The organism is Streptomyces sp. NPDC049954 (assembly GCF_040656295.1).
Classification (GTDB): domain Bacteria; phylum Actinomycetota; class Actinomycetes; order Streptomycetales; family Streptomycetaceae; genus Streptomyces.
In genome coordinates, this window is sequence record NZ_JBFALS010000001.1 from 695,163 (window position 1) to 721,091 (window position 25,929).

At 71.7% G+C, this 25,929-nt stretch carries 18 protein-coding genes; 4 read left to right on the top strand and 14 right to left on the bottom strand.

Annotated features, from left to right (window positions below; translation table 11 throughout):
• Nucleotides 1-51: 51 nt before the first annotated feature.
• The 5 genes from AB0J21_RS02905 to AB0J21_RS02925 all read right to left on the bottom strand — a co-directional run bounded on the left by AB0J21_RS02905 (nucleotide 52) and on the right by AB0J21_RS02925 (nucleotide 3,939).
• Entirely contained in the window at nucleotides 52-957 is a 906-nt protein-coding gene (locus AB0J21_RS02905; protein WP_363143971.1) for an amino acid ABC transporter permease, read from the bottom strand.
• A complete protein-coding gene (locus AB0J21_RS02910; protein WP_363143972.1) occupies nucleotides 954-1,598 on the bottom strand; it encodes an amino acid ABC transporter permease in 645 nt (214 codons plus the stop codon). Before AB0J21_RS02910 ends, AB0J21_RS02905 begins: the two co-directional genes overlap by 4 nt.
• A 61-nt stretch (nucleotides 1,599-1,659) precedes the next feature.
• Nucleotides 1,660-2,571, bottom strand: coding sequence for a glutamate ABC transporter substrate-binding protein (locus tag AB0J21_RS02915; RefSeq protein ID WP_363143973.1), 912 nt, complete (start codon nucleotides 2,569-2,571; stop codon nucleotides 1,660-1,662).
• A gap of 14 nt (nucleotides 2,572-2,585) precedes the next feature.
• Nucleotides 2,586-3,329 carry an amino acid ABC transporter ATP-binding protein gene (locus tag AB0J21_RS02920; RefSeq protein ID WP_363143974.1) on the bottom strand — a complete coding sequence of 248 codons (744 nt, stop codon included), beginning with the start codon at nucleotides 3,327-3,329 and terminating at the stop codon, nucleotides 2,586-2,588.
• 130 nt (nucleotides 3,330-3,459) lie between these two features.
• A complete protein-coding gene (locus AB0J21_RS02925; protein ID WP_363143975.1) occupies nucleotides 3,460-3,939 on the bottom strand; it encodes a DUF6278 family protein in 480 nt (159 codons plus the stop codon).
• A gap of 217 nt (nucleotides 3,940-4,156) precedes the next feature.
• On the opposite strand from AB0J21_RS02925, the gene AB0J21_RS02930 reads away from it, so the two are divergent.
• Nucleotides 4,157-5,956, top strand: coding sequence for a GDSL-type esterase/lipase family protein (locus tag AB0J21_RS02930; protein WP_363143976.1), 1,800 nt, complete (start codon nucleotides 4,157-4,159; stop codon nucleotides 5,954-5,956).
• 22 nt (nucleotides 5,957-5,978) lie between these two features.
• On the opposite strand, the gene AB0J21_RS02935 is transcribed toward AB0J21_RS02930, so the two are convergent.
• The 7 genes from AB0J21_RS02935 to nirB form a co-directional block, all read right to left on the bottom strand.
• A complete protein-coding gene (locus AB0J21_RS02935) occupies nucleotides 5,979-6,758 on the bottom strand; it encodes an exodeoxyribonuclease III (protein WP_363143977.1) in 780 nt (259 codons plus the stop codon).
• Between the two features lie 36 nt (nucleotides 6,759-6,794).
• The gene (locus AB0J21_RS02940; RefSeq protein ID WP_363143978.1) at nucleotides 6,795-7,427 is read right to left on the bottom strand and encodes an MBL fold metallo-hydrolase; all 633 of its coding nucleotides are present in this window, start codon (nucleotides 7,425-7,427) and stop codon (nucleotides 6,795-6,797) included.
• A 93-nt stretch (nucleotides 7,428-7,520) separates the two neighbouring features.
• Entirely contained in the window at nucleotides 7,521-8,795 is a 1,275-nt protein-coding gene (locus AB0J21_RS02945) for an alpha/beta fold hydrolase (protein ID WP_363143979.1), read from the bottom strand.
• Between the two features lie 327 nt (nucleotides 8,796-9,122).
• Entirely contained in the window at nucleotides 9,123-9,815 is a 693-nt protein-coding gene (locus AB0J21_RS02950) for a CbiX/SirB N-terminal domain-containing protein (RefSeq protein ID WP_363143980.1), read from the bottom strand.
• Nucleotides 9,816-9,856: 41 nt separating this feature from the next.
• The gene (locus tag AB0J21_RS02955) at nucleotides 9,857-11,236 is read right to left on the bottom strand and encodes a nitrate/nitrite transporter (protein ID WP_363143981.1); all 1,380 of its coding nucleotides are present in this window, start codon (nucleotides 11,234-11,236) and stop codon (nucleotides 9,857-9,859) included.
• A 185-nt stretch (nucleotides 11,237-11,421) separates the two neighbouring features.
• Nucleotides 11,422-11,850: a nitrite reductase small subunit NirD gene (nirD, locus tag AB0J21_RS02960; RefSeq protein ID WP_363143982.1), complete on the bottom strand. Its 429-nt coding sequence runs from the start codon at nucleotides 11,848-11,850 to the stop codon at nucleotides 11,422-11,424.
• Nucleotides 11,847-14,402, bottom strand: a complete 2,556-nt coding sequence (gene nirB / locus AB0J21_RS02965; protein WP_363144093.1) for a nitrite reductase large subunit NirB — start codon at nucleotides 14,400-14,402, stop codon at nucleotides 11,847-11,849. The genes nirD and nirB overlap by 4 nt, the downstream gene beginning before the upstream one ends.
• 310 nt (nucleotides 14,403-14,712) lie before the next feature.
• Between nirB and AB0J21_RS02970 the strand changes: the two genes are divergently transcribed.
• Nucleotides 14,713-15,918, top strand: coding sequence for a uroporphyrinogen-III synthase (locus AB0J21_RS02970; protein ID WP_363143983.1), 1,206 nt, complete (start codon nucleotides 14,713-14,715; stop codon nucleotides 15,916-15,918).
• A gap of 193 nt (nucleotides 15,919-16,111) precedes the next feature.
• Nucleotides 16,112-20,338, top strand: a complete 4,227-nt coding sequence (locus AB0J21_RS02975; RefSeq protein ID WP_363143984.1) for a bifunctional nitrate reductase/sulfite reductase flavoprotein subunit alpha — start codon at nucleotides 16,112-16,114, stop codon at nucleotides 20,336-20,338.
• A gap of 325 nt (nucleotides 20,339-20,663) precedes the next feature.
• Here AB0J21_RS02975 and AB0J21_RS02980 read toward each other — a convergent pair whose 3' ends face one another.
• Nucleotides 20,664-21,305, bottom strand: a complete 642-nt coding sequence (locus AB0J21_RS02980) for a hypothetical protein (protein WP_363143985.1) — start codon at nucleotides 21,303-21,305, stop codon at nucleotides 20,664-20,666.
• 160 nt (nucleotides 21,306-21,465) lie between these two features.
• On the opposite strand from AB0J21_RS02980, the gene AB0J21_RS02985 reads away from it, so the two are divergent.
• Nucleotides 21,466-21,990: a hypothetical protein gene (locus AB0J21_RS02985; protein ID WP_363143986.1), complete on the top strand. Its 525-nt coding sequence runs from the start codon at nucleotides 21,466-21,468 to the stop codon at nucleotides 21,988-21,990.
• On the opposite strand, the gene AB0J21_RS02990 is transcribed toward AB0J21_RS02985, so the two are convergent.
• Nucleotides 21,938-25,768 (bottom strand): AAA domain-containing protein, encoded by a 3,831-nt coding sequence (locus tag AB0J21_RS02990; RefSeq protein ID WP_363143987.1) that lies wholly within the window; start codon nucleotides 25,766-25,768, stop codon nucleotides 21,938-21,940. The two genes, AB0J21_RS02985 and AB0J21_RS02990, sit on opposite strands and share 53 nt — an antisense overlap.
• Between the last annotated feature and the right edge of the window lie 161 nt (nucleotides 25,769-25,929).

Below are 25,929 nucleotides of genomic sequence, written 5' to 3' on the forward strand. Positions count from 1 at the left end.
TCACCGGCTGCTGCCGGGCGGGCCACTGCCCCAGACTGCTGTCCCGTCCCCCTAGCGGGCCCGGGGGGAGCCCGGGGGGCCTCCCGGCAGCAGCGTCCCGGGAGCGGCCGGTGGCACGGCCGCGGCCTCCGTCTTGGGGTTGTGCCGCTCCCTTCGGGCCACCCAGTGGGCGAACCAGGAGAGCAGCATGCACATCCCGATGTAGACGGGCGAAATGACCATCACCACGGGGATGAAGGGCAAATCGTAGTCGAGGTTCGAGGCGATCAGTTTCCCGGCATGGAGGAACTCCTCATAGGTGATCAAAAACCCCAGCGAGGTGTCCTTGAGCGCCACCACCAGCTGACTGATGATCGAGGGCAGCATCGCGCGGACCGCCTGCGGGATCAGGACATGGGTCATGACCTGGGTCTTGCGCATCCCCAGGGCATAGGCGGCCTCGCGCTGCCCGCGCTCGACCGAATTGATCCCGGCCCGGAACACCTCCGCGAGGACCGAGCCGTTGTAGAGGGTCAGCCCGGTCACCAGGGCCGGCAGCGGCTGCACCTTCAGCGCCACGAAGACGAAGAAGATCATCACCAGGACCGGCATCGCCCGGAAGAACTCGACCAGTACGGTCGCCACCCAGCGCACCGGGCGGTGCTCGGACAGCCGGCCGACGGCCAGCACGGTGCCGAGGGCGAGGGCCAGCACGGCCGAGAGGGCGAAGGCCTTGAGCGTGTTGCCCAGGCCCCGCAGGAGCAGTTCCTGGATGCCGACGTACTCGAAGGGGGTCCATTTGGTCGCGGTGAACTGGTCGGTGTCGAAGAGCAGGTACAGGACCCAGCCGATGATCACGAGGATCACGGCGGTCGAGAGCACCCCGTACAGCGCGTGCCTGCGCCGGGTGCGCGGTCCGGGGACGTCGTAGAGCGCGCCGGGGCCGCCGGTGCCGCCCCGGGCGGTGGCGCGCCTCACCGGGCCACCCCCCAGCGCTTCTCCATGAGGGCGAACAGGGCGCTGATGGCCAGCGTGATGAGGAGATAGCCCACCGCGATCCAGACGAAGGTCCAGATGATGTTGTAGCCGAGTTCGTTGAGCGTCTTGTAGGTACCGAGCAGTTCGGTGACGCTGAAGGCCCCGGCGATGGCGGAGTTCTTGGCGAGTGCGATCAGGTTGGACCCCACGGGTGAGATGACCGAACGGAAGGCCTGCGGCAGGACGACGGTGGTGAGCGTCTGGCCGAAGGTCATGCCGAGGGAGCGGGCCGCCTCGCCCTGCCCCCGGGGCACGGTGTTGATGCCCGAGCGCAGGGCCTCGCAGATGAACGCCGAGGTGTAGCAGCCCAGGGCCAGTACCGCGAACAGCTGGAAGGGCAGGACGAGCCCGAAGCGCGGCAGTCCCAGCACGACCGCGAAGAACAGCAGGGTCAGCGGGGTGTTGCGCAGGATCGTGACCCAGGTCGTGCCGATGGCCCGCAGCGAACCGACCGGGGCGACCCGGAAGGAGGCCATGAGGAAGCCGAGGGCGAGCGCCAGGAGCGAGGCGTAGACGGTGAGTTCGACGGTGCCGAGGAACCCCTTTCCGTAGGTGGAGAAGTTCTCTGTCAGTACGTCCATGGGCTGCGTGGTGCTTTCTGGGCGGGCGGTGTGCGCCGGGGCCGGTCGGCGGGGGCGACGGTCAGCCGGCGGGGTAGCGGTCGATGGCGGGCGGTTTCGGCGCGGGCACCCCGGAGAGGCCGAGCGTCGCCTCGTACGCCTTCTTCCAGGTGCCGTCCCGCTCCCCGGCGGCGAGGATGTCGTCCACCGCGAAGCGCAGCGCGTCGTCCCTCCTGGGCAGGCCCACTCCGTACGGCTCCTTCGAGAAGGGTTTGCCGACGACCTTGAGTTCGTCGGGCACCTTCGCCGCGTAGCCCAGCAGGATCGAGTCGTCGGTGGTGACCGCGTCGACCTGGTAGGTCAGCAGGTTGTCCACGCAGATCGAGTAGGTGTCGTAGGACACGAGATCGGCCTTCGGGTAGTCCGCCTGAATGCGCTGGTAGGGGGTCGAACCGGCCGCCGAGCACACGCGTTTGCCGTCGAGGTCCGCGGGCCCCTTGATGTCGTCCTCGTCGGTGCGCACCAGCAGCCCCTGGCCGGCCAGGTAGTACGGACCGGCGAAGCCCACGAGCTTCTTGCGGTTGTCGTTGATGGTGTAGGTGCCGACGTAGTAGTCGATCTGGCCGTTCTGCAAGGAGGTCTCGCGGTTGGCGGAGGCGATCGTGCGGAAGGAGACGCGGCGCGGTTCGAAACCGAGCCCCGCGGCGATCATCTTGGCGATCTCGATGTCGAAGCCGGAGTAGGCCCCGCTCGACGGGTCCTTCTCCCCCAGGTACGGCTGGTCCTCCTTGACGCCGACGAGCAGCCGGCCGCGGGCCCTGGCCTTGCGCCAGGTCGGGGAGGACGGGAGCCGGAAGCCGGTGGCCACCCGGTACTCGGGGAGCTGGTCGGCCCGCGGTCCCTTGGCCGGGGGGCTGCCCTCCTTGCCGCAGCCGGCGGCGAGCAGGGCGGCGGCGAGCAGCAGGGCGGCGAGCAGCGGACGGATGCGGTTCACGGTGGCGTCCCCCCTCAGTGCTTGAGGATCTTGGAGAGGAAGTCCTTGGCCCGTTCGCTCTCCGGGCGGGTGAAGAAGTCCTCAGGGGTGCGGTCCTCGACGATCCGGCCGCCGTCCATGAACACGACGCGGTTGGCGGCCGAGCGCGCGAAGCCCATCTCGTGGGTCACCACGACCATCGTCATGCCGTCCTCGGCCAGTCGCCGCATCACTTCGAGGACCTCGTTGATCATCTCCGGGTCGAGGGCGGAGGTCGGCTCGTCGAACAGGAGCGCCTTGGGGTCCATGGCGAGGGCCCGGGCGATGGCCACCCGTTGCTGCTGGCCCCCGGAGAGCTGGGCGGGGTACTTGTCGGCCTGGCCGGCGAGGCCGACGCGGTCGAGGAGTTCGCGGGAGCGGCGGTCGGCCTCCTGGCCCTTGCGGCGGCGCACCTTGACGGGGGCCAGCGACACGTTCTGGAGGACCGTCTTGTGCGCGAACAGGTTGAAGGACTGGAAGACCATGCCGACCTCGGCCCGCAGCCCGGCGAGCGCCCTGCCCTCCTCGGGCAGTGGCCGGCCGTCCAGGGTGATGGTGCCGGACTCGACGGTCTCCAGCCGGTTGATCGTGCGGCACAGCGTCGACTTGCCCGAGCCCGAGGGACCGATGACGACGACCACCTCCCCGCGGTGCACGGTGAGATCGATGTCCTGAAGTACGTGCAGCTCCCCGTAGTACTTGTTGACGTCGCGCAGCTCGATCAACGGATCGACGGCCATCGGCTAAGACCTGCCCACTCGTAGCTGTGTCGGTCCGCGCAAACTACCCACCCCGCCACGGGGCTTGGCGGGCGACACGCACAAGGGGGCAATAACCGTATTTCCACCCCCGGGCCGGGGGCGGGGCGGCTCAGGGTTCGGAGACCTCGCCGTAGACCTGGGAGAGTTCGGGTGCGCCGGTGACGGCCCAGTCCCGTCCGTCCTCGACGACCCGCAACTCCCGCCCGTTGGACAGCGATACGACCGGGAAGCCGTCCGCACCGATCCGCCAGGCCGCGCCGGGCACGGTGCGCACGAGGACCGTCCCGAGGTAGAGCCCCGCGTCGTTGCCGAGCCAGGTGAGCACCTCGGGGTCGGCGCGCCAGCGCGGCAGCAGCTGGTCGAGGGCGCTCAACGACTCGACTGAGTCGTCGAGTTCGAGGCCCGCCTCGGCCGCCTGGGAGCGCAACAGCTCGCATTCGCCGAACAGTTCGACCGCCGCCTGCGGATCGTCCTCCAGCAGGACGGCGACCGGACGCGGGCCCGCGGTGGAGGCCGCCGGGGCCCCGGCCGGGTGTCCGGTCGCCGCGCCCCGCCGCTTGTGCCACTTGCCCGGGAACGGAATCCTCATGGCCCCACCCTCGCATCCGGGCCGCGTCCGGCACCACAGGGCGCGCACGACCGCATACGCACCGCATACGCGTCGCACTGGCGGTTTTACCGGTCAATCTCACACCGGGGAAGACTCTTACGGGTGAGTTTCTGGGCAGGAGTCCGACGACATCAGAAGTTGGACGACAGAGGGGGCGGACGCCGACGGACCGGCGTCCGCCGGGAAGGGGACGCACGTGCGCAGACGCGTCCGCAGGGCCGCCTCCGTATCGGCGCTGCTCGGCTCGGCCCTGCTGCTGACCTCGCCGACGACGGCGGCACCGCCGCACGCCCAGGCCGCGCGGCCGCTGCACCAGCTGTTCGACAACCGGGGCATCAGCTCGGCGCGGCACCCCGCGGCCGCCGACTTCGACGGATCGGGACGCTCGCTGTCGGCCGGCGCGCTCGCCCGGGCGGGCTGGCGGCCGGGGCGCGAGGTGACCGTCGCGGGAGCCCGGCTGCGGCTGCCCGCGACCCGCCCCGGACAGCCGGACAACGTGCGGGCGGACGGACAGCGGGTCGCGGTCTCCGGCCGGGGCGGGGCGCTCGCCTTCCTGGTCGCGGCGACCGGCGGCCCGGCCTCGGGACAGGGCCTCGTGCACTACGCGGACGGGTCTCACTCCCGTTACCGGCTCTCGGCCCCGGACTGGCGCTCGGGGCCGCTCGCCACCAAGTCGGTGGCCCTGGACTCCCTGCACACGCCGACGGGCTCCGGCGAGGGCCGGCCGCGCCTCTACACCGTGACGGTGCCGGTGGAGCGCGGCAAGGCGGTACGCGCCGTGACGTTGCCGCGCGAGCGGGCCGGGGCCCCGGCCCTGCACGTCTTCGCGCTCTCCGTACGCGAGGCGACGACGGGCTGGACGGGGAGCTGGTCGGCGGCCACCGCGGCCCGCGTCGAGGTCGGCCCCTGGACCGACCGCACCCTGCGGCTGGTGGTGCACTCCTCGGCGGGCGGTTCGCGGGTGCGGGTGCGCCTGGACAACACCTTCGCGGACGGCCCGGTGCGGATCTCCGGCGCGACGATCGCCGTCCGGTCCTCGGGCGCCTCCGCGACATCGGGACCCGTGCGACTGCGGTTCGGCGGGCACTCGGGCACCACGCTCGCGGCGGGGGCGCAGGTGCGCAGCGATCCGCTCGGCTTCGAAGCTCCGCCGGACAGCGACCTGCTGGTCAGTCTCCGCCTGGCGGGCACGGTGCGTTCGCTGCCGGTGCGCACGGCGGCGGTGCAGACCTCGTACGTCAGTACCGACGGCGACGCGGACCACACCCGGGACCGGGACGGCGCGGCCTTCGAGGGTTCGCTGGACAACTGGCCGCTGCTCACAGGGGTGGACGTCGCGGGTGGACCCGGTTCGGTCGTGGCGCTGGGCGACTCCACGACGGTCGGCGCGCACACGGAGAAGGGCGCGGACCAGCGGTGGACGGACGCCCTGTCGCGGCGGCTGCGGGGACAGGACGCGGTACCGCGCTACGGGGTGCTCAACCAGGGGCTCACCGCCAACCGGCTGCTGGCCGACCGCTACCCGGGCGACGGGCTGACGCCGGACACCAGCGGGGTGCGGGTGGCCAACCGGCTCGACCGCGACCTGTTCGCGCAGACCTCGCCGCGCGTGGCCGTCGTGTACCTCGGCCTCAACGACCTGCGCTGGGGTGCGAAGGCCCCCGAGGTGATCGCGGAGCTGAAGGAGATCGCCGGGCGCTCCCGGGCCCGTGGCCTTCCGGTGCTCGCCGCGACCCTGACCCCGTGCGGGGGCGAGCGGCGCTGCACGCCCGAGGTCGAGGCCGGTCGCCGCGAGGTCAACTCCTGGCTGCGCTCGGGGGGCGGCGGTTTCGACGGGGTCGTGGACTTCGACCGGGCGGTGGCCGACCCCGGGCAACCCGGCCGGCTGCGCCCCGGGTTCGACAGCGGCGACGGGCTGCATCCGAACGCGGCGGGACTCTCCGCGATGGCCGGCCGCGTCGGCCTGGGAGAGCTGCGCCGGCTCGCCGGGGACTGACCGGGTCCGTGGGCCCCGGCGGCTACACGTCGAGGTCGACGACGACGGGCGCGTGGTCGGAGGCGCCCTTGCCCTTGCGCTCCTCGCGGTCCACGTAGGAGTCGCCGACCGCCTTCTGGAAGGCGGCGTTGCCGTAGACGAGGTCGATGCGCATGCCCCGGTTCTTCGGGAAGGCGAGCTGGCGGTAGTCCCAGTAGGTGTAGGGGTGGTCGTACTTGAGCGGGCGCGGCACGACGTCGGCGAGCCCGGCGCCGCGCAGGTCGGCGAGGGCGGCGCGCTCGGGCGGGGTGACGTGGGTGGCGCCCTCGAAGACGGCCGGGTCCCACACGTCCTCGTCGGTGGGTGCGACGTTGTAGTCCCCGAGCACGGCGAAAGGCCGGGAGCCCTTCGCGTCGCCCAGGACGGCGGCCTTGAGCGCCTCGAACCACTGGAGCTTGTACGCGTAGTGCTCGTGGCCGACCTCCCGGCCGTTGGGCACGTACACCGACCACACGCGCACCGGTCCGCAGGTCGCGGCGACCGCCCGGGGCTCCTCGACGCCCTCGTACAGCGGGCCGCCGGGCAGCCCGGTGACGACGTCGTCGAGGCCCACGCGGGAGATGACCGCGACGCCGTTCCAGCGGCCCGTGGCGTTGACGGCGGCCTCGTAGCCCAGCTCGCGCAGGGCCTCGGTGGGGAAGCCCTCGGCCGTCGTCTTGGTCTCCTGCACGCACAGCACGTCCGTGCCGCTCGCCTCCAGCCAGGCCAGCAGCCGCGGGAGGCGAGCGGTGATCGAGTTCACGTTCCAGGTGGCGATACGCATGCCGACCAACCTACCGGGCCACTCGGACAGCGCGGCTCAGACGCGGACGGACGTCCCGGGGCTCAGCCGCTTGTGCTCGGCCCCGCCCAGCGAGCCGATCTGGTTCTCGTAGACCGGGGTGGCGAGATCGGTGAGGAGGGCGTCGTGCACGTCGTAGGCGCGCCGCGGCTTCACCTCACGGACGTAGTCGATGACCTCGGAGATCTTGCTCCAGGGGGCCATGACGGGCAGCAGCAGCGTCTCGACGGCCCGGTCGGGCACGGTGAGCGCGTCGCCGGGGTGGAAGACGGTGCCGTCCACGAAGAAGCCGATGTTGGTGATGCGCGGGATGTCCGGGTGGATCACGGCGTGCAGTTCGCCGTGCACCTGGACGTCGAAGCCGGCGGCGGTGAAGGTGTCGCCGTGGCCGACGACGTGCACCCGCCCCGGGAAGGCGGCCGACACGCGTTCCGCGACCGAGCGCAGCGTCCAGATCTCGGCCGCCGGGTTGGCGTCCAGGGCGGCGCGCAGCCGGCCCTCGTCGAAGTGGTCGGGGTGTTCGTGGGTGACCAGTACGGCGTCGGCGCCCACGGCGGCGTCGGGCTCGGTGAAAGCCCCCGGGTCGATGACGAGGCTGCGGCCCTCGTGTTCGAGCCGCACACAGGCATGGGTCTTCTTGATCAGCTCCATGGGCCCATGCTCCCGCATCCGCCGCACCGGGGCGCCGCGGGGTGAGACCGGCCGGGCCGCGGGCCGGGTGGCGCGCTCGCCGGAGGACGGGTGCTACTCCTGCGGGGTGGTCTGCTCGCGGATGACGTCGCCGACGATACGGAACGCCGTCTTCGCGGTGGGCAGCCCGCAGTACACGGCGATCTGGAGCAGCACCTCCTTGATCTCGGCGGGGGTGAGCCCGTTGCGCAGGGCGGCCCGGGTGTGCACGGCCAGTTCCTCGGTGTGGCCGCCCACCGCGAGAGCCGTGAGGGTCACACAGGAGCGGCTGCGGCGGTCGAGGGCGGGGCGCTGCCACACCTCGCCCCACGCGTAACGGGTCAGCAGCTCCTGGAAGTCCTCGGAGAAGGCGTCGGCGGCGGCCGTCTCCGCGTCCACGTGGGCGTCGCCGAGGACCTCGCGGCGCACCCGCATCCCGGTGTCGTACGGGTCGGCGCGCACCCCGGGCGTCTCCTCGCGGTACGGGGCGATCTCGGGGCGCGGGCCGCTCAGCGGCGGGGCGGCGGCCCGGTGCGGCGGGCTCGCGGGCGGCAGGACGGCCGCCTCGGGCAGCCAGCTCGCCGAGAAGTGCCGCACCAGCAGGTCGGTCACGGCGGCCGGTTGTTCGACGGGCGCGAGGTGCGCGGCGCCGGGGACGAGGGCGAGCCGGGCATCGCTTATGCCCGCCACCAGGGTCCTCGCCTGCCCGGGACCGGTGACCTGGTCCTCGGCACCCACCACGACGAGCGTCGGCAGGGTGATGCGGGCGAGCGACTGGCGGACGTCCCAGGTGGCGAGCGCCTCGCAGGCGGCGATGTAGCAGCCGGGGTCGGTGGTGCGCACCATCTGCACGGCCCAGTCCGTGATGGCGGGCTGAGCGGCGGCGAACGCCGGGGTGAACCAGCGTTCCGGCGAGGAACGCGCGACGGGGTCGAGGCCGTTGGTGCGTACGACGACCCCGCGCCGGCGGTACTCGTCGGCGGTGCCGAAGCGCGGGGAGGTGGCGACGAGCGCGAGCGAGGCGACCCGCTGCGGGAAGCGCAGCGCGAGGTCCGCGCCGATCGCTCCCCCGAACGCACAGCCCGCGTACCCGAAGTGGCGCACCCCGGCGAGGTCGAGGGTGTGCAGCAGCCGGTCGCTGAGCTCACCGACCGAATCGGCCGGATAGGCCCCGGCCCCACCGTGCCCCGGCAGGTCGAACCGCAGCACCCGCCAGTGCCGGGTCAGCTCCGGCACCTGCCGGTCCCACATGTGCCAGGTGGTGCCCAGGGAGGGGCCGAGGACCAGGACGGGGGCGTCTTCTGGCCCGTCAAAGCGGTATTGCAGGGTGTTCGACGGTGTCTCCCTCACGCCCCAGACCCTCTCACGTCCCACGAAACCTCACACAGCCGGGGGAAGCCGCCGGCTCGACGCACCTGCGGCTCGCCTCGTCGAGCACTGCCGCCGGCGTCATCGATCAAGCCTGAGCCTCTCAGTGTGCACGCGCGCCCCTGACACAGCGTGTCCAGCCGGCCGCGCTCCCGCCCGGCCCTCACGTCAGTGCGCTGCCTTCTTCACCAGCACAGCTGCCGGCGGTTCCGAGTTCGCGGCTGGAGCTGCTGCAGCAGGCCCTGACCCGGTTCGTCGACACCGGCGAGCCGGGGCACCTCCGGGGACGGACCTCAGCGCGTCGTTGTGTCAGCTGTGGTGAGTGGCCGCCTCCACCCGTTGGGCGAGCACTTCGACCAGGGCCGGGTGGATTCCGAGCGGAGGTGCGGTGACGTCCGCGCCGCAGTCGTTGATCCGGTCAGCGAACAGGCCTGGTGCCAACAGCCAGGTGGCGACCGATACCCGCCGTGCTCCCCAGGAGCGGGCGTTCGCGACCGCCTCGGCGACGGTGGGTCGCACGGACGCAGCCCAGCCCACGGACACGGCCGTGCCGAGGCGGCGGCCCAAGGTCTGGGCCAGTGCGGCGACCTCTGCCCGGGCGGCCGGGTCGCGGGAGCCGGCCGCCCCCAGGACGACAGCGTCGCCGGGCCCCGCACCAGCCTCGGCGAGCCGGTCCGTCAACGCGGCGAGGAGAGGCGATGCCGGGCCTGGCGGCGGGGTGACGACCGTGTCGGTGCGGCCGGAGCCCAGGATCTGCGCGGGGATGTCGGTGCGGACGTGATGGCCGCTTGAAAGGAAGGCCGGCACCAGGACCGGGATACGGCCGGTCGGTGTACTCCTGAGCACGTCCGCGACGGTGGGCCCGTGGACATCCGCGTAGGCGGGACGCACTGGCAGTCCGAGCCGGTCGGCGAGAGCGAGGGCCAGGTTCTGCGTCACCGCGGTCCCTGCCGGGTTCCGGGTTCCGTGAACAGCGAGGACCACGGCGATCGGCGACGGCATGGGGCACGTCCTTCCCTGGAGTGTGCGGTGGGCGTCGAGGGTCACTTCTGTGCGGCCGGCTCGCGCCCGCGCAGGTAGACGCCCCAGGTCAAGCAGAGGCACAGGCCGTAGTAGCCGAGGAAGGCCAGGTAGGCGGCATTGCCGTTGTGGGCGTTGAGGAAGGACTGGCGGATGGCGAGGTTGACCAGGACGCCGCCGAAGGCGCCGATCGCGCCGGCGACCCCGATCAGTGCGGTGGCCTGGCGCTGGGAAGCTTGCTCGGCCTCGGCCTGGCCCATGCCGGCCAGCACCGCGGCGCGGGCCTTGGCTTGGAAGATGGCTGGAATCATCTTGTAGGTGGAGCCGTTGCCGATGCCGCTGAGCACGAACAGGGCGATGAATCCGATCAGGAACAAGGGCAGCGAGTGTTGTTCGGAGGCGATCAGGACCGTACCCGCGCCGAGGGCCATCGCGGCGAAGTTGCAGCAGGTCACCCGGGGGCCGCCCCAGCGGTCGGCCATCCTGCCGCCGATCGGGCGCACCAGTGAGCCGAGCAGCGGGCCGAGGAAGGTCAGGTAGGCCGCCTTGAGGGGGCTGTCGAACTGGGTGTGGAACTGCACCTGCAGGACTTGTCCGAAGGCGAAGCCGAAGCCGATGAAGGAGCCGAAGGTACCGATGTACAGCGCGGACATCACCCAGGTGTGCGGTTCGCGGCAGATGTCGCGCAGAGCGTGCCGCTGGTCTCCGGAGGTGTCGAGGTTGTCCATCCGAAGGGCGGCGCCGAGCGCCGCCAGGACGATCAGGGGGACGTAGACCAGGGGCAGCAGCCGGGGGTGGGTGGCGCCCGCGGTGGCCAGGATCAGCAGGCCGACGAGTTGCACGGCTGCGACGCCGATGTTGCCGCCGCCCGCGTTGATCCCCAGTGCCCAGCCCTTGAGGCGTTGCGGATAGAAGGCGTTGATGTTCGCCATGGAGGAGGCGAAGTTGCCGCCGCCGACTCCGGCCACGGCGGCCAGCACCAGCAGGGCGGTGTAGGAGACGCCGGGCTTCAGCAGGGTGCCGGCCAGCACGGTGGGGATCAGCAGCAGCAACGCGCTGGCGATGGTCCAGTTGCGCCCGCCGAAGCGCGCCACCGCGGTGGTGTAGGGCAGGCGCAGGAGCGATCCGGCGGCTGTGGGGACGGCGGTGAGGACGAACTTCCCGGCTGTGTCGATGTGGTACTGAGGTCCGAGGAAGAGCACCAGGACCGACCACAGGCTCCAGACGGAGAATCCGATGTGTTCGGACAGTACGGAGTAGACCAGATTGCGCCGGGCCACCGCAGCACCGGTGTGCTGCCAGAAATCCGGGTTCTCGGGCTGCCATTCGGCGATCGTGCGGGACCGGGTCCGGGGTGGGGTCTTCGTGGTGGCGGTGTGCGAGTCATGGACTGTCGCGCTCATGGCTGCCTGCCTTCGGCGGGGGTTGCGGCGGCTGCCGCTGACTGGTCCCCACCCTGGGGAGCGGATGTTTCGCAGCCCGCTTCGCGAGGGCACCACAGCGCTACGGATCACGCACATCGACCGTCTGCCCGTGTGAAGGCGGCGGTCGGATGGCGTCGAGAGCTGGGCTGAAGTGGTATCAGGGCTCAGGGTTGCAGTCGGATCGGCCAGGTCCGCAGTTGGCTGCTGTTGCCGTCCGGTGCGGTCTCCTCGTCCAGACAGGTGCCGTCGCGCAGGTCGAACGCCTGCTTGTACATCGGGGAGATCAGGACCGGTACCGGGCCGCGGGTGCCGAGCAGGCCGCGGGCCAGGACGTAGGCGCCGCTGAAGGGGTCGCGGTTGTCCAAGGCGTAGAGCTGTCCCGCGCGGTCGCGGAAGGCGGCGACCTGTTCTCCGTCGACCAGCAGGGCTGTGCCGCGTCCAGGCGTCAGATCAGCCAGAGTGCACACCGGAGTCCAGTTCCTGCCGTCGTGGATCTCGACCCGGGATGTCGGCGACTGCCGCGCGGAGGGGTGGTGGGTGCACTGGGCGGCGGGCTGCTGAACGGTGGGCTGTTCGGTGAGTGTCAGCGTCATCGGGTACGTACCTCCAGGGAAGGGCCGGCAATCAGGGGCACGGGCGCCACCGGCAGGGTGTGGCCGTCCTCGTCGGGACGGGCGGGGCGGATCTGGTCGCGCTCGGGAACGAAGCGCACGGTGGGGTCGGGGGTGTCGGGCGCGTTGGTGAAGGAGACGAAACGGCGCAGTCGCTCCGGGTCGGCCAGGGTGGCGGCCCATTCGTCCTGATAGGTGGCGATGTGGCGGGCCATGAGGTCGTCGAGGTCGGCGCAGATGCCGAGTGAGTCGTCGAGCAGGACGGCGCGCAGGTGGTCCAGGCCGCCTTCGAGGCGGTCCAGCCAGGGAGCGGTGCGCTCCAGATGGTCGGCGGTGCGGATGTAGAACATCAGATACCGGTCGATGGTGCGGATCAGGGTGTCATGGTCCAGGTCCTTGGCGAACAGGTCGGCGTGGCGCGGGGTCATGCCGCCGTTGCCGCCGAGGTAGAGGTTCCAGCCCTCGGCGGTGGCGATGACACCGAAGTCCTTGCTCTGCGCCTCCGCGCACTCCCTGGCGCAGCCGGAGACCGCAGATTTGATCTTGTGTGGAGCGCGCAGGCCTCGGTAGCGCAGTTCGAGTTCGATGGCGAGGGCGACCGAGTCCTGCACTCCGTAGCGGCACCATGTCTGGCCGACGCAGGATTTGACAGTGCGCAGGGCCTTTCCATAGGCGTGGCCCGACTCGAAGCCCGCGTCCACCAGGCGTCGCCAGATCAGGGGGAGCTGGTCGACCGGGGCCCCGAAGAGGTCGATCCGCTGACCGCCGGTGATCTTGGTGTAGAGGCCGAAGTCACGGGCGATCTCGCCGATGGCGATCAGGCTGTCGGGGGTGATCTCGCCGCCGGGGATGCGGGGTACGACCGAGTAGGAGCCGTTGCGCTGCAGGTTGGCGAGGTGGTGGTCGTTGGTGTCCTGCAACATGGCCTGTTCGCCGTCCAGGATGTGGCCCTGGTCCAGGCTGGCCAGGATGGAGGCGGCCACGGGCTTGCAGATCTCGCAGCCCTCACCCGTGCCGTGCTCCTCCAGCAGCCGCGAGAAGCTGTTGATGCCCTTGACCCGGACGATCTCGTAGAGCTCGGCGCGGGTGTGGGCGAAGTGCTCGCACAGGCCGCGGGCGACCTCGGCTCCGGACGCCTCCAGTTCCTCCTTGAGGATGCCTTCGACCAGCTTGCTGCAACTGCCGCAGCCGGTACCGGCCTTGGTGCACTTCTTGACCTGCGGCAGGGTCTCGCAACCGCCGTCGCGGACGGCCGCGGCGATGCTGCCCTTGTCCACGTTGTGGCAGGAGCAGACCACGGCGTCCTCGGGCAGGGTGAGCGGTCCGAGGGGCGCGCCGAGTCCTGCGGGCAGGACGAGTTGCTCGGGCGAGGCAGGCAGCGGTGCCCCACTGGCAGCGAGTGGCCGCAGAGTGGCGTAGGACTCGGTGTCGCCGACCAGGACACCGCCGAGCAGCCGGCCCTGCGCGTCGATGACCAGTTTGCGGTACACGCCGGTGCGGCTGCTGGTGTAGACGACGTCCAGGGCGCCCTCGGTGGTGCCCTGTGCGTCACCGAAACTCGCCACGTCCACACCGAGCAGCTTGAGCTTGGTGGAGGTGTCGGCGCCGGTGAAGCTGCCTTGGCCGCCGGTGAGCCGGCGGGCGACCGTCTCGGCCATGGCATAGCCCGGTGCGACCAGACCGTGGACGCGCCCGTCCGCGGTCAGCGCGCATTCGCCGATGGCCCAGATGTGCGGGTCGGCGGTGCGGCACTGCTCGTCCACAACGATGCCGCCGCGTTCGCCGACCGGCAGGCCACAGTCTCGGGCGAGCTGGTCGCGGGGGCGGACCCCGGCCGAGAACACCACCAGATCGACGTCCAGGACGGTGCCGTCGGAGAGGGTCATGGTGCGGGCCCGGCCGTCCGCGTCGGTGTCGATGCGCTGCGTCGAGGCGCCGGTGTGGACGGTGACGTCCAGTTGCTCGATCTTGCGGCGCAGTGCCTCGCCGCCGCCGTGGTCGACCTGCAGGGCCATCAGCCGGGGGGCGAACTCGATCACGTGGGTCCGCAGGCCCAGGGCCTTGAGCGCGCCCGCGGCCTCCAGACCCAGCAGCCCGCCGCCGACGACCGCGCCGACCCGGGCGGTTGCGGCGTGGTCGCGGATGACCTCCACGTCCCCGATGGTCCGGTACACGTGGCAGCCCTCCGCATCGCGGCCCGGGATGGGCGGCACGAACGGATAGGAGCCGGTGGCCAGGACAAGGGCGTCGTACCGGAAGGTGCGGCCGGAGCGGGCGGTGACGGTGCGGGCTCCCCGGTCGATCGCGACCACGGGATCAGCCAGGCACAGCTCGACGCGGTGACCCGCGGCACGTAGCCGCTCCAGGAACTGCGGCGTGCACAGGGAGAGTTCCTCGGCGGTGGTGCCGGAGAACCAGGAGGTCAGGTGCACCCGGTCGTAGGCGGGGCGTGGCTCCTCGCCCAGGATGGTGATCCGCCACGGTGCGGTCGAGGCCTGCTCGGCCAGTGCTTCCAGGAAGCGCTGGCCGACCATGCCGTGTCCGGCCAGGACCAGGTGCTGTGGTGTCACGGACGGGCTCCTTCGAGGGACGGCAGGGACCGGGATACGGGCACCCATGGACGGGACCCGTGCGGAGTGCGCGTTCGGACCATGCCCTGAGCGTCGGGGGAGCGGGTTTCCGGACCGGGTCGCCAGTGTTGCCGCAGCGGTACGGGGGTCTCACGAAGGCGCCCCCCTAAGGTGACCGGGACGACATATTCTGGACTCCCGAGGGCCGTGCGCTCACGCCGACGTGACCGGCACGCAACCGTGGCGAAACACGGCTGCTGGAGCCTTTCGCCTCATGGCAACAGGTCGCATGTCCGACACCGGTCCGCCCGCGCGCCCCGACCGGGCGGGCCCGGCAGCCGTTCCGCCGACGGGTCCCTCGCTGGGTCCGCTGACCGGGTTCACCGTCGGAGTGACCGCCGCGCGTCGCAGCGACGAGCTCTCCGCGATGCTCAAGCGCCGCGGCGCGCGTGTGGTGAAGGCGCCGACGGTGCGGATCGTGCCGCTCGACGACGACAGCGCGCTACGCCGCGCCACCGAGCGCTGCCTGGTGGCCCCGCTGGACTACGTCGTGGCCACCACCGGGGTGGGCTGGCGCAGCTGGATGAGTGCCGCCGACGCCTGGGGCCTGGGTCGCCGCCTGGCCGAGGCCTGCCGGGACGCGGTGGTGGTCAGCCGTGGCCCCAAGGCAACCGGGGCGGTGCGGGCCAGCGGCCTGGGCGAGACCTTCTCGCCGCAGAGCGAGGTCAACGAGGAACTGCTCACCTGGCTGCTCGCCCGCGATCTGCGCGAACGGCGGATCGCCGTACAGGAGCACGGCGCACCGCTGGACGGATTCGCCGCCGCGCTGCGCGAACGCGGGGCGGAGGTGATCTCGGTGCCGGTCTACCGCTGGGGACCGCCCGAGGACCCGGCTGCGGTGCGTCGTCTGGTCGAACAGACCGTGCGCCGTGAGGTCCAGGCCGTCGCCTTTACCAGCGCTCCGGCCATTACCGGCTTCCTCGATGCCGCCCGGACGCTGGACCTGCACGCCGAGGTGGTGACTGCGCTGCGGGGCGGCGTCGGGGACGGTGGTGTGCTGCCGGTATGTGTCGGTCCGGTCTGTGCCAGGCCGCTGGAGGAGCACGGCGTTCATCCCACCTGCCCCGACCGCGGCAGGCTCGGCTCGCTGGTGCGCACCATCGTCGAAACGCTGCCGACCGGAAATCGCGAACTGAGCGGCAAAGGAAGCCGGTTGGTGCTCCAGGGAAACGCTCTCCTGGTCGCCGGGGAGTGTCTGTGGTTGTCCCCGACCCAGAGCGCGCTGCTGCGGGCCCTGTCCGACCGGCCCGGACATGTGCTCAGCCGGGCCGAACTGCTGCGCCGCGTCTGGGTGGGCAGCAACGCCGACGAACACGCGGTGGAAGCCGCGATAGCCCGCCTGCGCACGGTGCTGGGTCCGCACGCCGGTCTCGTCCGCACCGTGCTCAAACGCGGTTACCGCCTGGCCGCCACGCCCTGACCGGCCCGGCCGGACGCAGCCCGAGGACGGCCGCCGCGCGCCCCGGGGACGGCCGCCGCGCGGATCACACGCCGACGGCGGACCGGTGAGCCGGACGTAACCACCGGCGCGCGGCGCGCGTGACCCGGGCGCAACGGATGGTTCCTAAGGTGCGGTGCGAAGCACTCGCCCACCTGATGGGGAAGGGGCATTTGTGACGGCATCGGCTCCCCAGGCCGCCACCACTGCGGTGAAGACGGTCTGCTCGTACTGCGGAGTGGGCTGCGGGATGGTCCTCGACGTCAGCAGCGACCCGGCCACCGGTCGGCGCACGGTGACGAGGGCCTCCGGCGACAAGTCCCACCCGGCGAACCTCGGCCGGCTCTGCACCAAGGGCGCGACCAGCGCTGACCTGCTCACCGCCGACGGCCGGCTGACCACTGCTCTGGTCCGGAGTGAACGGGGAGCGGAGCCAGAGGCCGCCGACCTCGATGCGGTGATCACCGCGACCGCGCGCCGGCTGCGGGAGATCCTCGACGCCCACGGGCCCGACGCACTGGCGTTCTACGTCTCCGGCCAGATGACGCTGGAGGCGCAGTACCTCGCCAACAAACTGGCCAAGGGCTTCGTCGGGACCAGCCAGATCGAGTCCAACTCCCGGCTGTGCATGGCCAGCGCGGGCAGCGGCTACAAGCTCTCCCTGGGCGCCGACGGCCCACCGGGCTCGTATCAGGACTTCGAACACGCGGACGTCTTCTTCGTGATCGGCGCCAACATGGCCGACTGCCATCCGATCCTGTTCCTGCGGATGATGGAGCGGGTCAAGGCGGGCGCCAAACTGATCGTGGTCGATCCCCGGCGCAGCGCCACCGCCGCCAAGGCTGACTTGTTCCTGCAGATCCGGCCCGGCACCGACCTCGCCCTGCTGAACGGTCTGCTCCATCTGCTGGTACAGGACGGCCGTACCGATGCGGCGTTCATCGCCGAGTTCACCGAGGGCTGGGAGGCGATGCCCGAGTTCCTGGCGGACTACCCGCCGCAGCGCGTCGCCGAGATCACCGGCGTCCCCGAGTCCGACGTCCGCCTCGCCGCGCAGTGGATCGGCGCGGCTGCCGAGTGGATGAGCTGCTGGACCATGGGGCTGAACCAGAGCACGCACGGCACCTGGAACACCAACGCGCTGTGCAATCTGCACCTGGCCACCGGCGCGATCTGCCGCCCCGGCAGCGGCCCGTTCTCGCTGACCGGCCAGCCCAACGCGATGGGCGGACGCGAGATGGGCTACATGGGACCCGGGTTGCCGGGCCAGCGATCGTCCATGGTCGCGCAGGACCGCGAGTTCACCGAGCAGTTGTGGGGCCTGCCGCCCGGCACGCTGAGGGCCGAGGCCGGTCAGGGCACCGTCGACCTGTTCTCCCGGATGGCCGAGGGCGACGTCAAGGCCTGCTGGATCATCTGCACCAACCCGGTGGCCTCGGTCGCCAACCGCAAGACCGTCATCGCAGCCCTTGAGGCCGCCGAGTTCGTCATCACCCAGGACGTCTTCGCCCAGACCGAGACCAACGCCTACGCCGACGTGGTGCTCCCGGCCACACTGTGGGCCGAGGCCGAAGGCGTGATGGTCAACTCCGAACGCAACCTCACCCTGCTCCGACAAGCCGCGGACCCACCCGGCCAGGCGCTGCCCGACTGGCAGCTCATCGCCCGGATCGCCGGCGAGATGGGCTTCGCGGACGCCTTCGACTACAGCTGCGCCGAGGAGGTCTTCGAGGAGATCAAACGGGCATGGAACCCGGAGACCGGCTACGACCTGCGCGGCGTCACCTACCAGCGGCTGCGGGACACCCCGGTGCAGTGGCCCAGCGCCACGGTCGACGGCAGCGACCGCAACCCGATCCGCTACCTCAACGACGGAGCCCACCAGACCCCGGTCGAGCGCGCCGACGGCAGCCACCCCCGGCTGGTCTTCCCCACCGCCAGTGGCCGGGCCGTGTTCTACGCCCGCCCCCACCTGCCCGCCGCCGAACTACCGGACGACGCGTTCCCCTATGTGCTCAACACCGGCCGGCTGCAGCACCACTGGCACACACTGACCAAGACCGGGAGGGTCGCCAGACTCAACAAGCTCAACCCCGGCCCCTTCGTGGAGATCCACCCGGACGACGCGCGGCGGTCGGGCATCACCGAGGGCGATCAGGTCGAGGTCTGCTCCCGCCGCGGCAGAGCCGTACTGCCCGCCGTGGTCACCGACCGGGTCAGGCCGGGCAACTGCTTCGCGCCGTTCCACTGGAACGACCTCTTCGGCGAGTACCTCAGCCTGAACGCGGTCACCAACGACGCCGTCGACCCGATCTCCCACCAACCCGCATTCAAGTTCTGCGCCGTCACGCTGACCAAGGTGTCGAGCAAGGTGACATCACCCGAACCCGGACCCGCGCCCGGGCCCGCGCCCAGTGCCCCCGCTCCGGCCGCGGGCGAGCCGAACAGTGACCTGGCCACTGCGCTGGGCAGTCTGCTGGGGGTGGGCCTGGTCGCAGCACCCGTCTTCCCCGACGAAGAACAGCTCTACCTGTCGGGGTTCCTGACCGGCATCGGCGGCGGACCGCGTCCCGGCGGCGCGGCGAACGGCGCCGTGCCCGTGCTCCCGGCGATGGCTCCGCTCGCGCCGGACCGGGCCCGGTGGGTCAACGGCTTGCTGGCCGGCTTGTTCTCGCGCACCGAGGCGGACCACGCCGCGCCGTCGGCCGACTCGCTGCCGTGGTCCCAGGCCCAGTCCCCGTCCCAGCGCCGTGAGGTGATGGTGCTGTGGGCGTCGCAAACGGGCAACGCCGAGGACGCGGCCGCCGCAAGCGTCCGTCGGCTGTCCGAAGCCGGCTGGCTCCCCCGCCGGCTCAGCATGGACGACTGCACCCCGGACGCCCTGTCGCCCGGCGCGGTCGTCCTGGTCATCACCAGTACATTCGGCGACGGCGAGGCCCCCGACAACGGAACCGCCTTCTGGCAGGCCCTCAGCGGCAGCGACGACTCCCGCGCTCAGCTGAGCGGCCTGCGGTACGCCGTGCTGGCGCTCGGCGACTCCAGCTACGACGACTTCTGCGGGCACGGCCGCCGCATCGACCAGCGCTTGGGCGATCTGGGTGCCACTCGGCTGGTTCCGCGCATCGACTGCGAACCCGACTACCAACAGGCCACCGATCAGTGGCTGGACCAGGTCCTGGCAGCGCTGGCCGGCCCCGGTCCCGTCGCCGAGCCGCCGACAGCCGTGCCTGCCGGGGTCCGCGCGGCAGCGGCCACGCCCAAGCACGAGGCCGGGTACTCGAAGGCCTCCCCGTTCGCCGCGCTGCTGGTCGGCAACCGGCTGCTCAGCCTCCCCGGATCGAGCAAGGAGGTACGCCAGTTCACCTTCGACACCCACGGCGGCGACCGTGGCCATCTCAGCTACCAGGCCGGCGACGCCCTGGGCGTCTGGCCCGCCAACTCCGCCGATTCGGTGGCGCAGTGGCTGACCGCCACCGGACTCGACGCCACCGAGCCCTTCCCGTTCGCCCACCTGGGCGAGGTTCCCCTCGGCGAGGCCCTGTCCACCCGCCTGGAGATCGCCCGGATCACACCCGACCTGCTCCGCTTCGTGGCCGAACGCACCGCGGACCGGCATCTCAAGCAACTGCTGCGCCCGGGCAACAAGGACGATCTGGCCAGATGGTGTTGGCGACGCCAGGCGATCGACGTCCTCACCGCCCACCCGGTCCGGGCCACCGCCGCGGAATGGGCGGCCGTGCTCAAACCCCTGCAACCGCGGCTGTACTCGATCTCCTCCAGCCCGCTGGCCCACCCCGGCCAGGTCAAGCTCACCGTCTCGGTCGTCCGTTACCGCAACGACCGCGGCGACCCGCGCACGGGAGTGTGCTCCGCCTACCTCGCGGACGACGCCGACAACGGGCCCGTCCCTGTCTTCGTCCAGCGCTCCCCGCACTTTCGACCGCCCACCGACCCCACGGCGCCCATGGTGATGATCGGCCCCGGCACCGGAGTCGCGCCTTTCCTCGGCTTCCTGGAGGAACGTCGGGCCCGTGGGGACACCGGGCGCAACTGGCTGTTCTTCGGCGAACAACGACAGGCGACCGACTTCTACTACCGCGAGGAACTCACCGCCTTCCACCGCTCCGGCCACCTCGACCGCCTTGACCTCGCCTTCTCCCGAGACCAGCGGGCCAAGATCTACGTCCAGGACCGGATGCGCGAAGCCGGGCACCGGCTGTGGGACTGGCTGGACAACGGCGCGTACCTGTATGTCTGCGGCGAGGCCACCCGCATGGCCAAGGACGTCGACCGGGCCCTGCGCGACATCGCGGTCGCCCACGGCGGCCTCGACGAGGAGCACGCCGAGGCGTATATCCGACAGCTGGCCGCCGACCGGCGCTACGTCCGCGACGTCTACTGAAAACCGAAACGCCCCGCCCGGTTCACCGGGCGGCGGCGGCCCCGTGGCCTGTGAGTCCGTCGACAGCCGCACCGTGGCGGCTGCGATACGCCGGGGCCCTCCATGCCTTCCGTCAAGGCAGCCGTACGCGGTTTCAGGGCGGTGTGGGGGCGTGTCGCGCTCGGTGGTGAAGTGTTCCGTAGTGGGGCAGCGCCTTGGCCACGGCAGTCTGGGAGGGGGCGATGGCGGCCCGCCCGTCCTCGATGTCCCATGGCGGTGGTGGCCGGCGGGGCACCGTCCCGCCGTCGGCCGGCGCGTCCCGCCGTCCGACGCTGGAGCGCCCGCGTCACCGTCCCGCCAGTCTCTCCCCCCAGGGATGTCCGGGATGCACACGCGCCAGCCACCCGGCGAGAACGTCGCGCCGAGCCCGGCTCAGCAGCGGCAGCGCACCGTCGAAGTCCGCCTGGTCCTTGGGCCGTGTCGCCTTCGCCTTGAACAACAGCACCAGCTCCGGCACCAGATAAGGGATGCCGTCCGCGGTCCGCTCGATGATCGCGTCGTACGGCAGCCGCAGGCTCTCGTCCCTCCGGCAGATCCATGTCGCGCCCTCGTGCGGTTCGCGGAAGACGTCGAACAGGAACTGACCGCTCACCGGGTCCCGCATCCAGGTCTGGTGGGTGGCCGCGAGCACCTCCGCTCCGGCCGCCGCCCAGACACGTCCCGAGCCCACCGCGTCACACACGTACTCGGGGAAGCGGTCCCGGACCTCCGCGAACGCAGCCGCGGGCACCGCGATCTCCAGATCACCGTGGGGCCGCGACTGCTCCCCGCGGAACAAGTCCAGGGCCCACCCCGCCGCGACGCACCAGGGCGCACCGACCCCGGCCAACCGCTCCGCGACCTGTTCGGGCCGCCAGGCGTCCGCCCACCGGGCGTCCAGTTCATCCGCGTCAATGACGGCGCCCCTGGGCGGCACGGAATCAGTCATCGGCACAGGGTACTGCTCCAACCGGTCTTTCGGAGGGGCGCAGCAGGCCGTCCAGCGGGCCGGCGATCAGCTCGGCGTGGACCGGGCCCGGCTTGGGGTCGGGCCCGGGGACGGTGCTGATCGTCTCCGTGGGTGTGACCTCCTCCACGCCCTCGCCCTGGTGCAGCACTGGTTCGTGCCGCCGCTCCTCGCGCTCGCCGGTCCGGGGGCCGTCGGCTCGTTCCAGTTCGTCCCGCGGCAGAACCGGGTCTTCGTCGCGGGTGGCGACCAGGCGTCCGTCGCACTGAGCCTCAACGGCTCGACGGACTGTGTCGGTACCGCCGTCGGCGCGGGCCTCGGTGGCGTCGTGCTCTCCGGCTCCGACGCCACCTTGATCGCCCCGGCCCTGGTGGCGCTCGCAGCGGTCGTCCCCGTCCTGGCCTGGCTCACTGCCCCCGGACGCCGGGCCGGCCCGTGGCCCGGCGCCCAGACCATCCGAGGTGAGGAGCCCCAGCCCAGCGGAGGCTGGACCGCGGCGAACCGGGAGGCCGCCGCCCCGCACCGGGCGCGCACCACCGATGCCGGCGGCCTCCGCGGCCGACTGGCACCGCGCGATCAGGTCAGGCAGGCGGGCCGGGGAGTTGGCCGCGGGCTCAGCCTCCGGGCGTCCATCTGCGCATATCGGCGTGCTCGGCCAGGTCTCTGAAGTAGCGGTGCCGCGACCAGTCGTCGAAGTCCCCGATCACGATGAGCCGGCGCCGGGCGCGGGTGACGGCGACATTGAGGAGGTTGGGCTTCTGGGAGGCCCAGCCACGAGAGTTCACCTGGCTCCTCCCGGTACCGAGGACCAGGATCACGATGTCCGCCTCCTTGCCCTGCGCGGTGTGCACCGTCCCGTAGCGCCGGGGGTCGAGACGGTCCCCCGCCACCCTGCCGATACCGTTGACGACCTCGCGGAACGGACTGACGACGAAGACCGTCTCGTTCAGCCGACGCCTCAGCTCCTGGGCGGACTCGCCTCCCGCCGCGTCCTGCGCGGCCGGCCCCTCGCCCGTCGCCTGCTCGATGCGCCCGCTGATCAGGTCGAGGGAGAGCGCCAGTTTCCTCCCCTCCTCCGGGTTCCACTTCTCCTCGCCCGGCAGCGAGCCCACATCCATCCAGATGCTCCACCGAACCGGCGGAAAGTGGTCCTGGTCGCGTGAGACTCCGTAGACCATCATCCCGTCGTAGGCGATCTTGTTGCTGACGTCGAACATCAGGCGATCACAGCGCCGGTGCACGCGCAGCGGGGAGCCGAGCCAGACACGTTCCCCGTCCTCTCCAGCCAGCCAGGTGCCGTAGGGGTTGAGCCGATCCGCCAGGCTCTGCACGGAGGCTGCGGCCGGTGCCCACTGGCGGTGTACGGAGAAGTGTCCGGCGAGCCGTTGCTGCCCCGTCCACGGGAGGGTGACGACGGGTTCGAGCTGGAGGGGATCGCCGACGACGACGGCGCGCCGCGATCTCCACAGCGCGCCGACCACCTCCTGCGGTGCCGCCTGACCGGCCTCGTCGACGAAGAGCCAGCCAAGGGCCTCGCTTCCCAGCCGGCTGAACATCCGTCCCGCCGAGGCGAAGGTCGTGGAGACCACGGGGACGACCAGGAACAGCATCTGCCAGGCCGCGAGCACCGTCCGCGCGGGCAGATCGGCCGGCGCCTGGCCCTTGACCACGTCCATCACGGCCTGCAGGTTCCTGCGCAGCAGATCGGGTGCCGTGGCCAGCAGGGCACGATGCAGGTTCAGCGCCGCGAGAAAGAGCTCGGAGCGTGCCGCGGCGAACTCGGCGTCCATCCAGGGGGCGGACAGCTCCCGCCTCTCCATCGCGCTCCGGTCGTCGGGCCCCGCCTGCCACTCGTCACCCGGTACGTGGTTCCCCCACCGCTCGCGCGCCCCGGCCAGCCGCTGGCGTTCTGCCTCGCGCTCGCGGCGTCGCCGGACCACCTGGTGCCCGGCTTCGGAGGCCATGGCGAGCTGCCGCACGCGCGCCTGTTCGCACAGGGCGAGCCGCGCTTCCCTCCGCCGGACCGCAGCTGATGCCTCGTCCAGCTGCCCCTGCGCGGTGCGCAGATCGGCGTGAAGTGCGGCGGCGTCGGAGGCCAGGACGGCGAGACGGGCATCCGCAGCGGCGACGTACGAGGCGAGGGGAGCGCGGCCGGCCTCCCATCGGCGCATGGGTTCCCGGGTGAGCACCCGCCTGACCGGACCGGGCTTGGCCACGTCGTGGGCGTGGAGCGCGGCTTCCGCCTGCCTGACGCTCTCCTCCCCCACGCGCACCGCCGCCTCGGCCGCATCGAAGCGAGTCCGCGTCGAGGCGACCACCGCCCGACGCCGGGCGTACTCGTCGCGGCCGCGGGAGACCGCGGACTCCACGCGGGTCTGCTCCTCCTGGAGGAGCCGGACGGCGTCGTGCGCGTGGGACCGACGGGCCAGCAACTCGTCCAGGAGGGAGTCCGGCCCCGACACCCGGGCGCGGAGATCTGCGATCTCCTGCCGCTCTGCCGCCAGTTCACGCACCCTCCGGCGGGCTCCCGTGAAGCGCTCGACGGCCTGCGCCCACGTCTCGCGCCCGAGCGGTGGTGCGGTCGGGGGCGCATCGGAATGCGCGGCTGCAGCGCCCCGCGGGGCCACTGCGGACTGGGCGCGCTGCAGTCGCAGCATCTCCTGGAGCCCCCGGGGGCTGTCCTCGCCCGCGCCCCTCGCCGGTCCGCGACCGGACTTCTTCGCCGGCTCACCCCACCAGAAGCGTTCGACGAAGTCGGAACGGTTGCTTCGCCGCCCCAGCCGTGCGGCGATCGCACCCCAGGCGTCCTCGCCCAGGAGAAGGCCGGCCGGGTCGGAGAGGTAGTCGGCGTACGGTTTCCAGTCGTCGCCGATCGCCCGCGCTCCGGGGACCTCCAGGGTCACGTTCTCCACCGCACCGTTGTTGGACGAGGCGATCACCATCTCGAAGCCGGTGAGTTCGGGGATCAGCGGATGGATGGTGCGAGGGAACGGTTTGCCGGCGGTTTCCTCGGTGCGCCACGTCAACGGCTTGCGTGCGAAGGCACGTTCCGGGCTGTCGAGGGTGGCCAGTCGTTCGGCCCGGCGAACCACGAGGGCCGCGATCAGGTCGCGCAGCATGGTGGTCTTTCCGGTGCCCGGCGGCCCGTTGACCGCGTAGACGCCACGCCCGTCGTCCGCCCCCAGGGTGTCCATGATGCGGTTGACCGCGAACTGCTGGCTGAGGACGAGAGGCTTGTCGTTGTCGGCGGGCCACCGTCCCAGGGGCATGTGCGCGGGCTGCACATGCCCCAGGACGGTCGCGGGCTCGCCGCGCACGTCGCAACGCGGTGCCGCGTCCAGCTCCGCCTCCTCACGGAGATAGTCCCGCAGGGCGGTGCCGACCTGTCCGGCCTCCAGGGCGTCGGCGACCCGTTCGAGATCGTCCGCGTAGAAGCTGTTGAGGAACGTGTCGCCGCCGGAGTCCTCGGCCTGTCTGGCCGAGACCTGGTAGCTCTTGACCCGGATCGCGTTCGGTCTCAGGACGGCGGCGACGCCGAGTCGCTCCGCCACCCAGCGGGTGACAGCGGCCAGGTCGTGCACATCGAGGACCTTCGTCCCGACGGCGGCCGGCGGGCCCTCCGCCTCGGTCTCGGTCTCGTGCCCCTCGGCCAGTTCCCCCGTCTCGTCCACACCCTCCCCGGCCGAAGGGGCGCCGTTGTTCCGGCCGGGCAGTCGCGTGGCCGCCGAGTCGAGCAGGTCTGCGCCGACCTGCTCGATCACCTTGGCGGCCACGGCCCCCGCCACTGGGCCCAGGCCCCCGCCGACCGCGGCGGCCGCCGCACCCACCCCGCCCTTGGCCGCGCTGACGGCGATCCGGGACATGAGCCCCGCGACTGCGCCGAGCCCGGCTGAAGGCGACTCCTGGTCGGGCGGTGGGCAGCGCTCCACGTCGACCTTGCCGTCCCCGAGGTCCAGCAGGCGTTGCGACAGCAGTGTGCTCTGCGCCTCGAACCCGGTCAGCCACTGGTCGTCGTGCGGTCCCGGGTCAAGGGTCTGCCCGATCGCCCAGGCGCAGGAGGACAGCGTGACGCTGTCCTTGATCAGCTGCCCCTGCTCGTTCACCGTGAAGCACAGCACAGCTCCGTCGCCGCCGGTCCGGCCGTCGAAGTCCTGTTCGGCGTCCGGTACGCGGAAGGCGTCCAGCAGGACGTTGCGCACCTTGTCGACGGAGAAGATCCCGGCATAGACGGTGTGCCGCCACACCCGGTTCGCGCGGGGCCGGGATTCGTCGATCCTGGAGCCGGGTTCCCACGGCAGCGGCCGGTTCGCACCCACGGCGAACAGATGCTTCTTCGGGTTCACCGGGTCGACCTTGGGAGGGCTGAAGTACTCCACCGCCCGCCAGAAACGAAGGATCTTCGCCTGTCGCTGCCGCTCTGCTGCCGACCGGTCGACGGTTCCCAATCGTCCCCCTGAGATCGTTGATCTCCGTACACCTCGGCGCACGCAGAAAGTGCCTTCGCACAGTGATGGCGGAAGCCCTGGACAGGCTCCATCATCCCAGCCCGGAAGAGACTCTCGCGGACCGCCCCCGGATCCGGACAGACACCGGGTGCCTCGTGCGT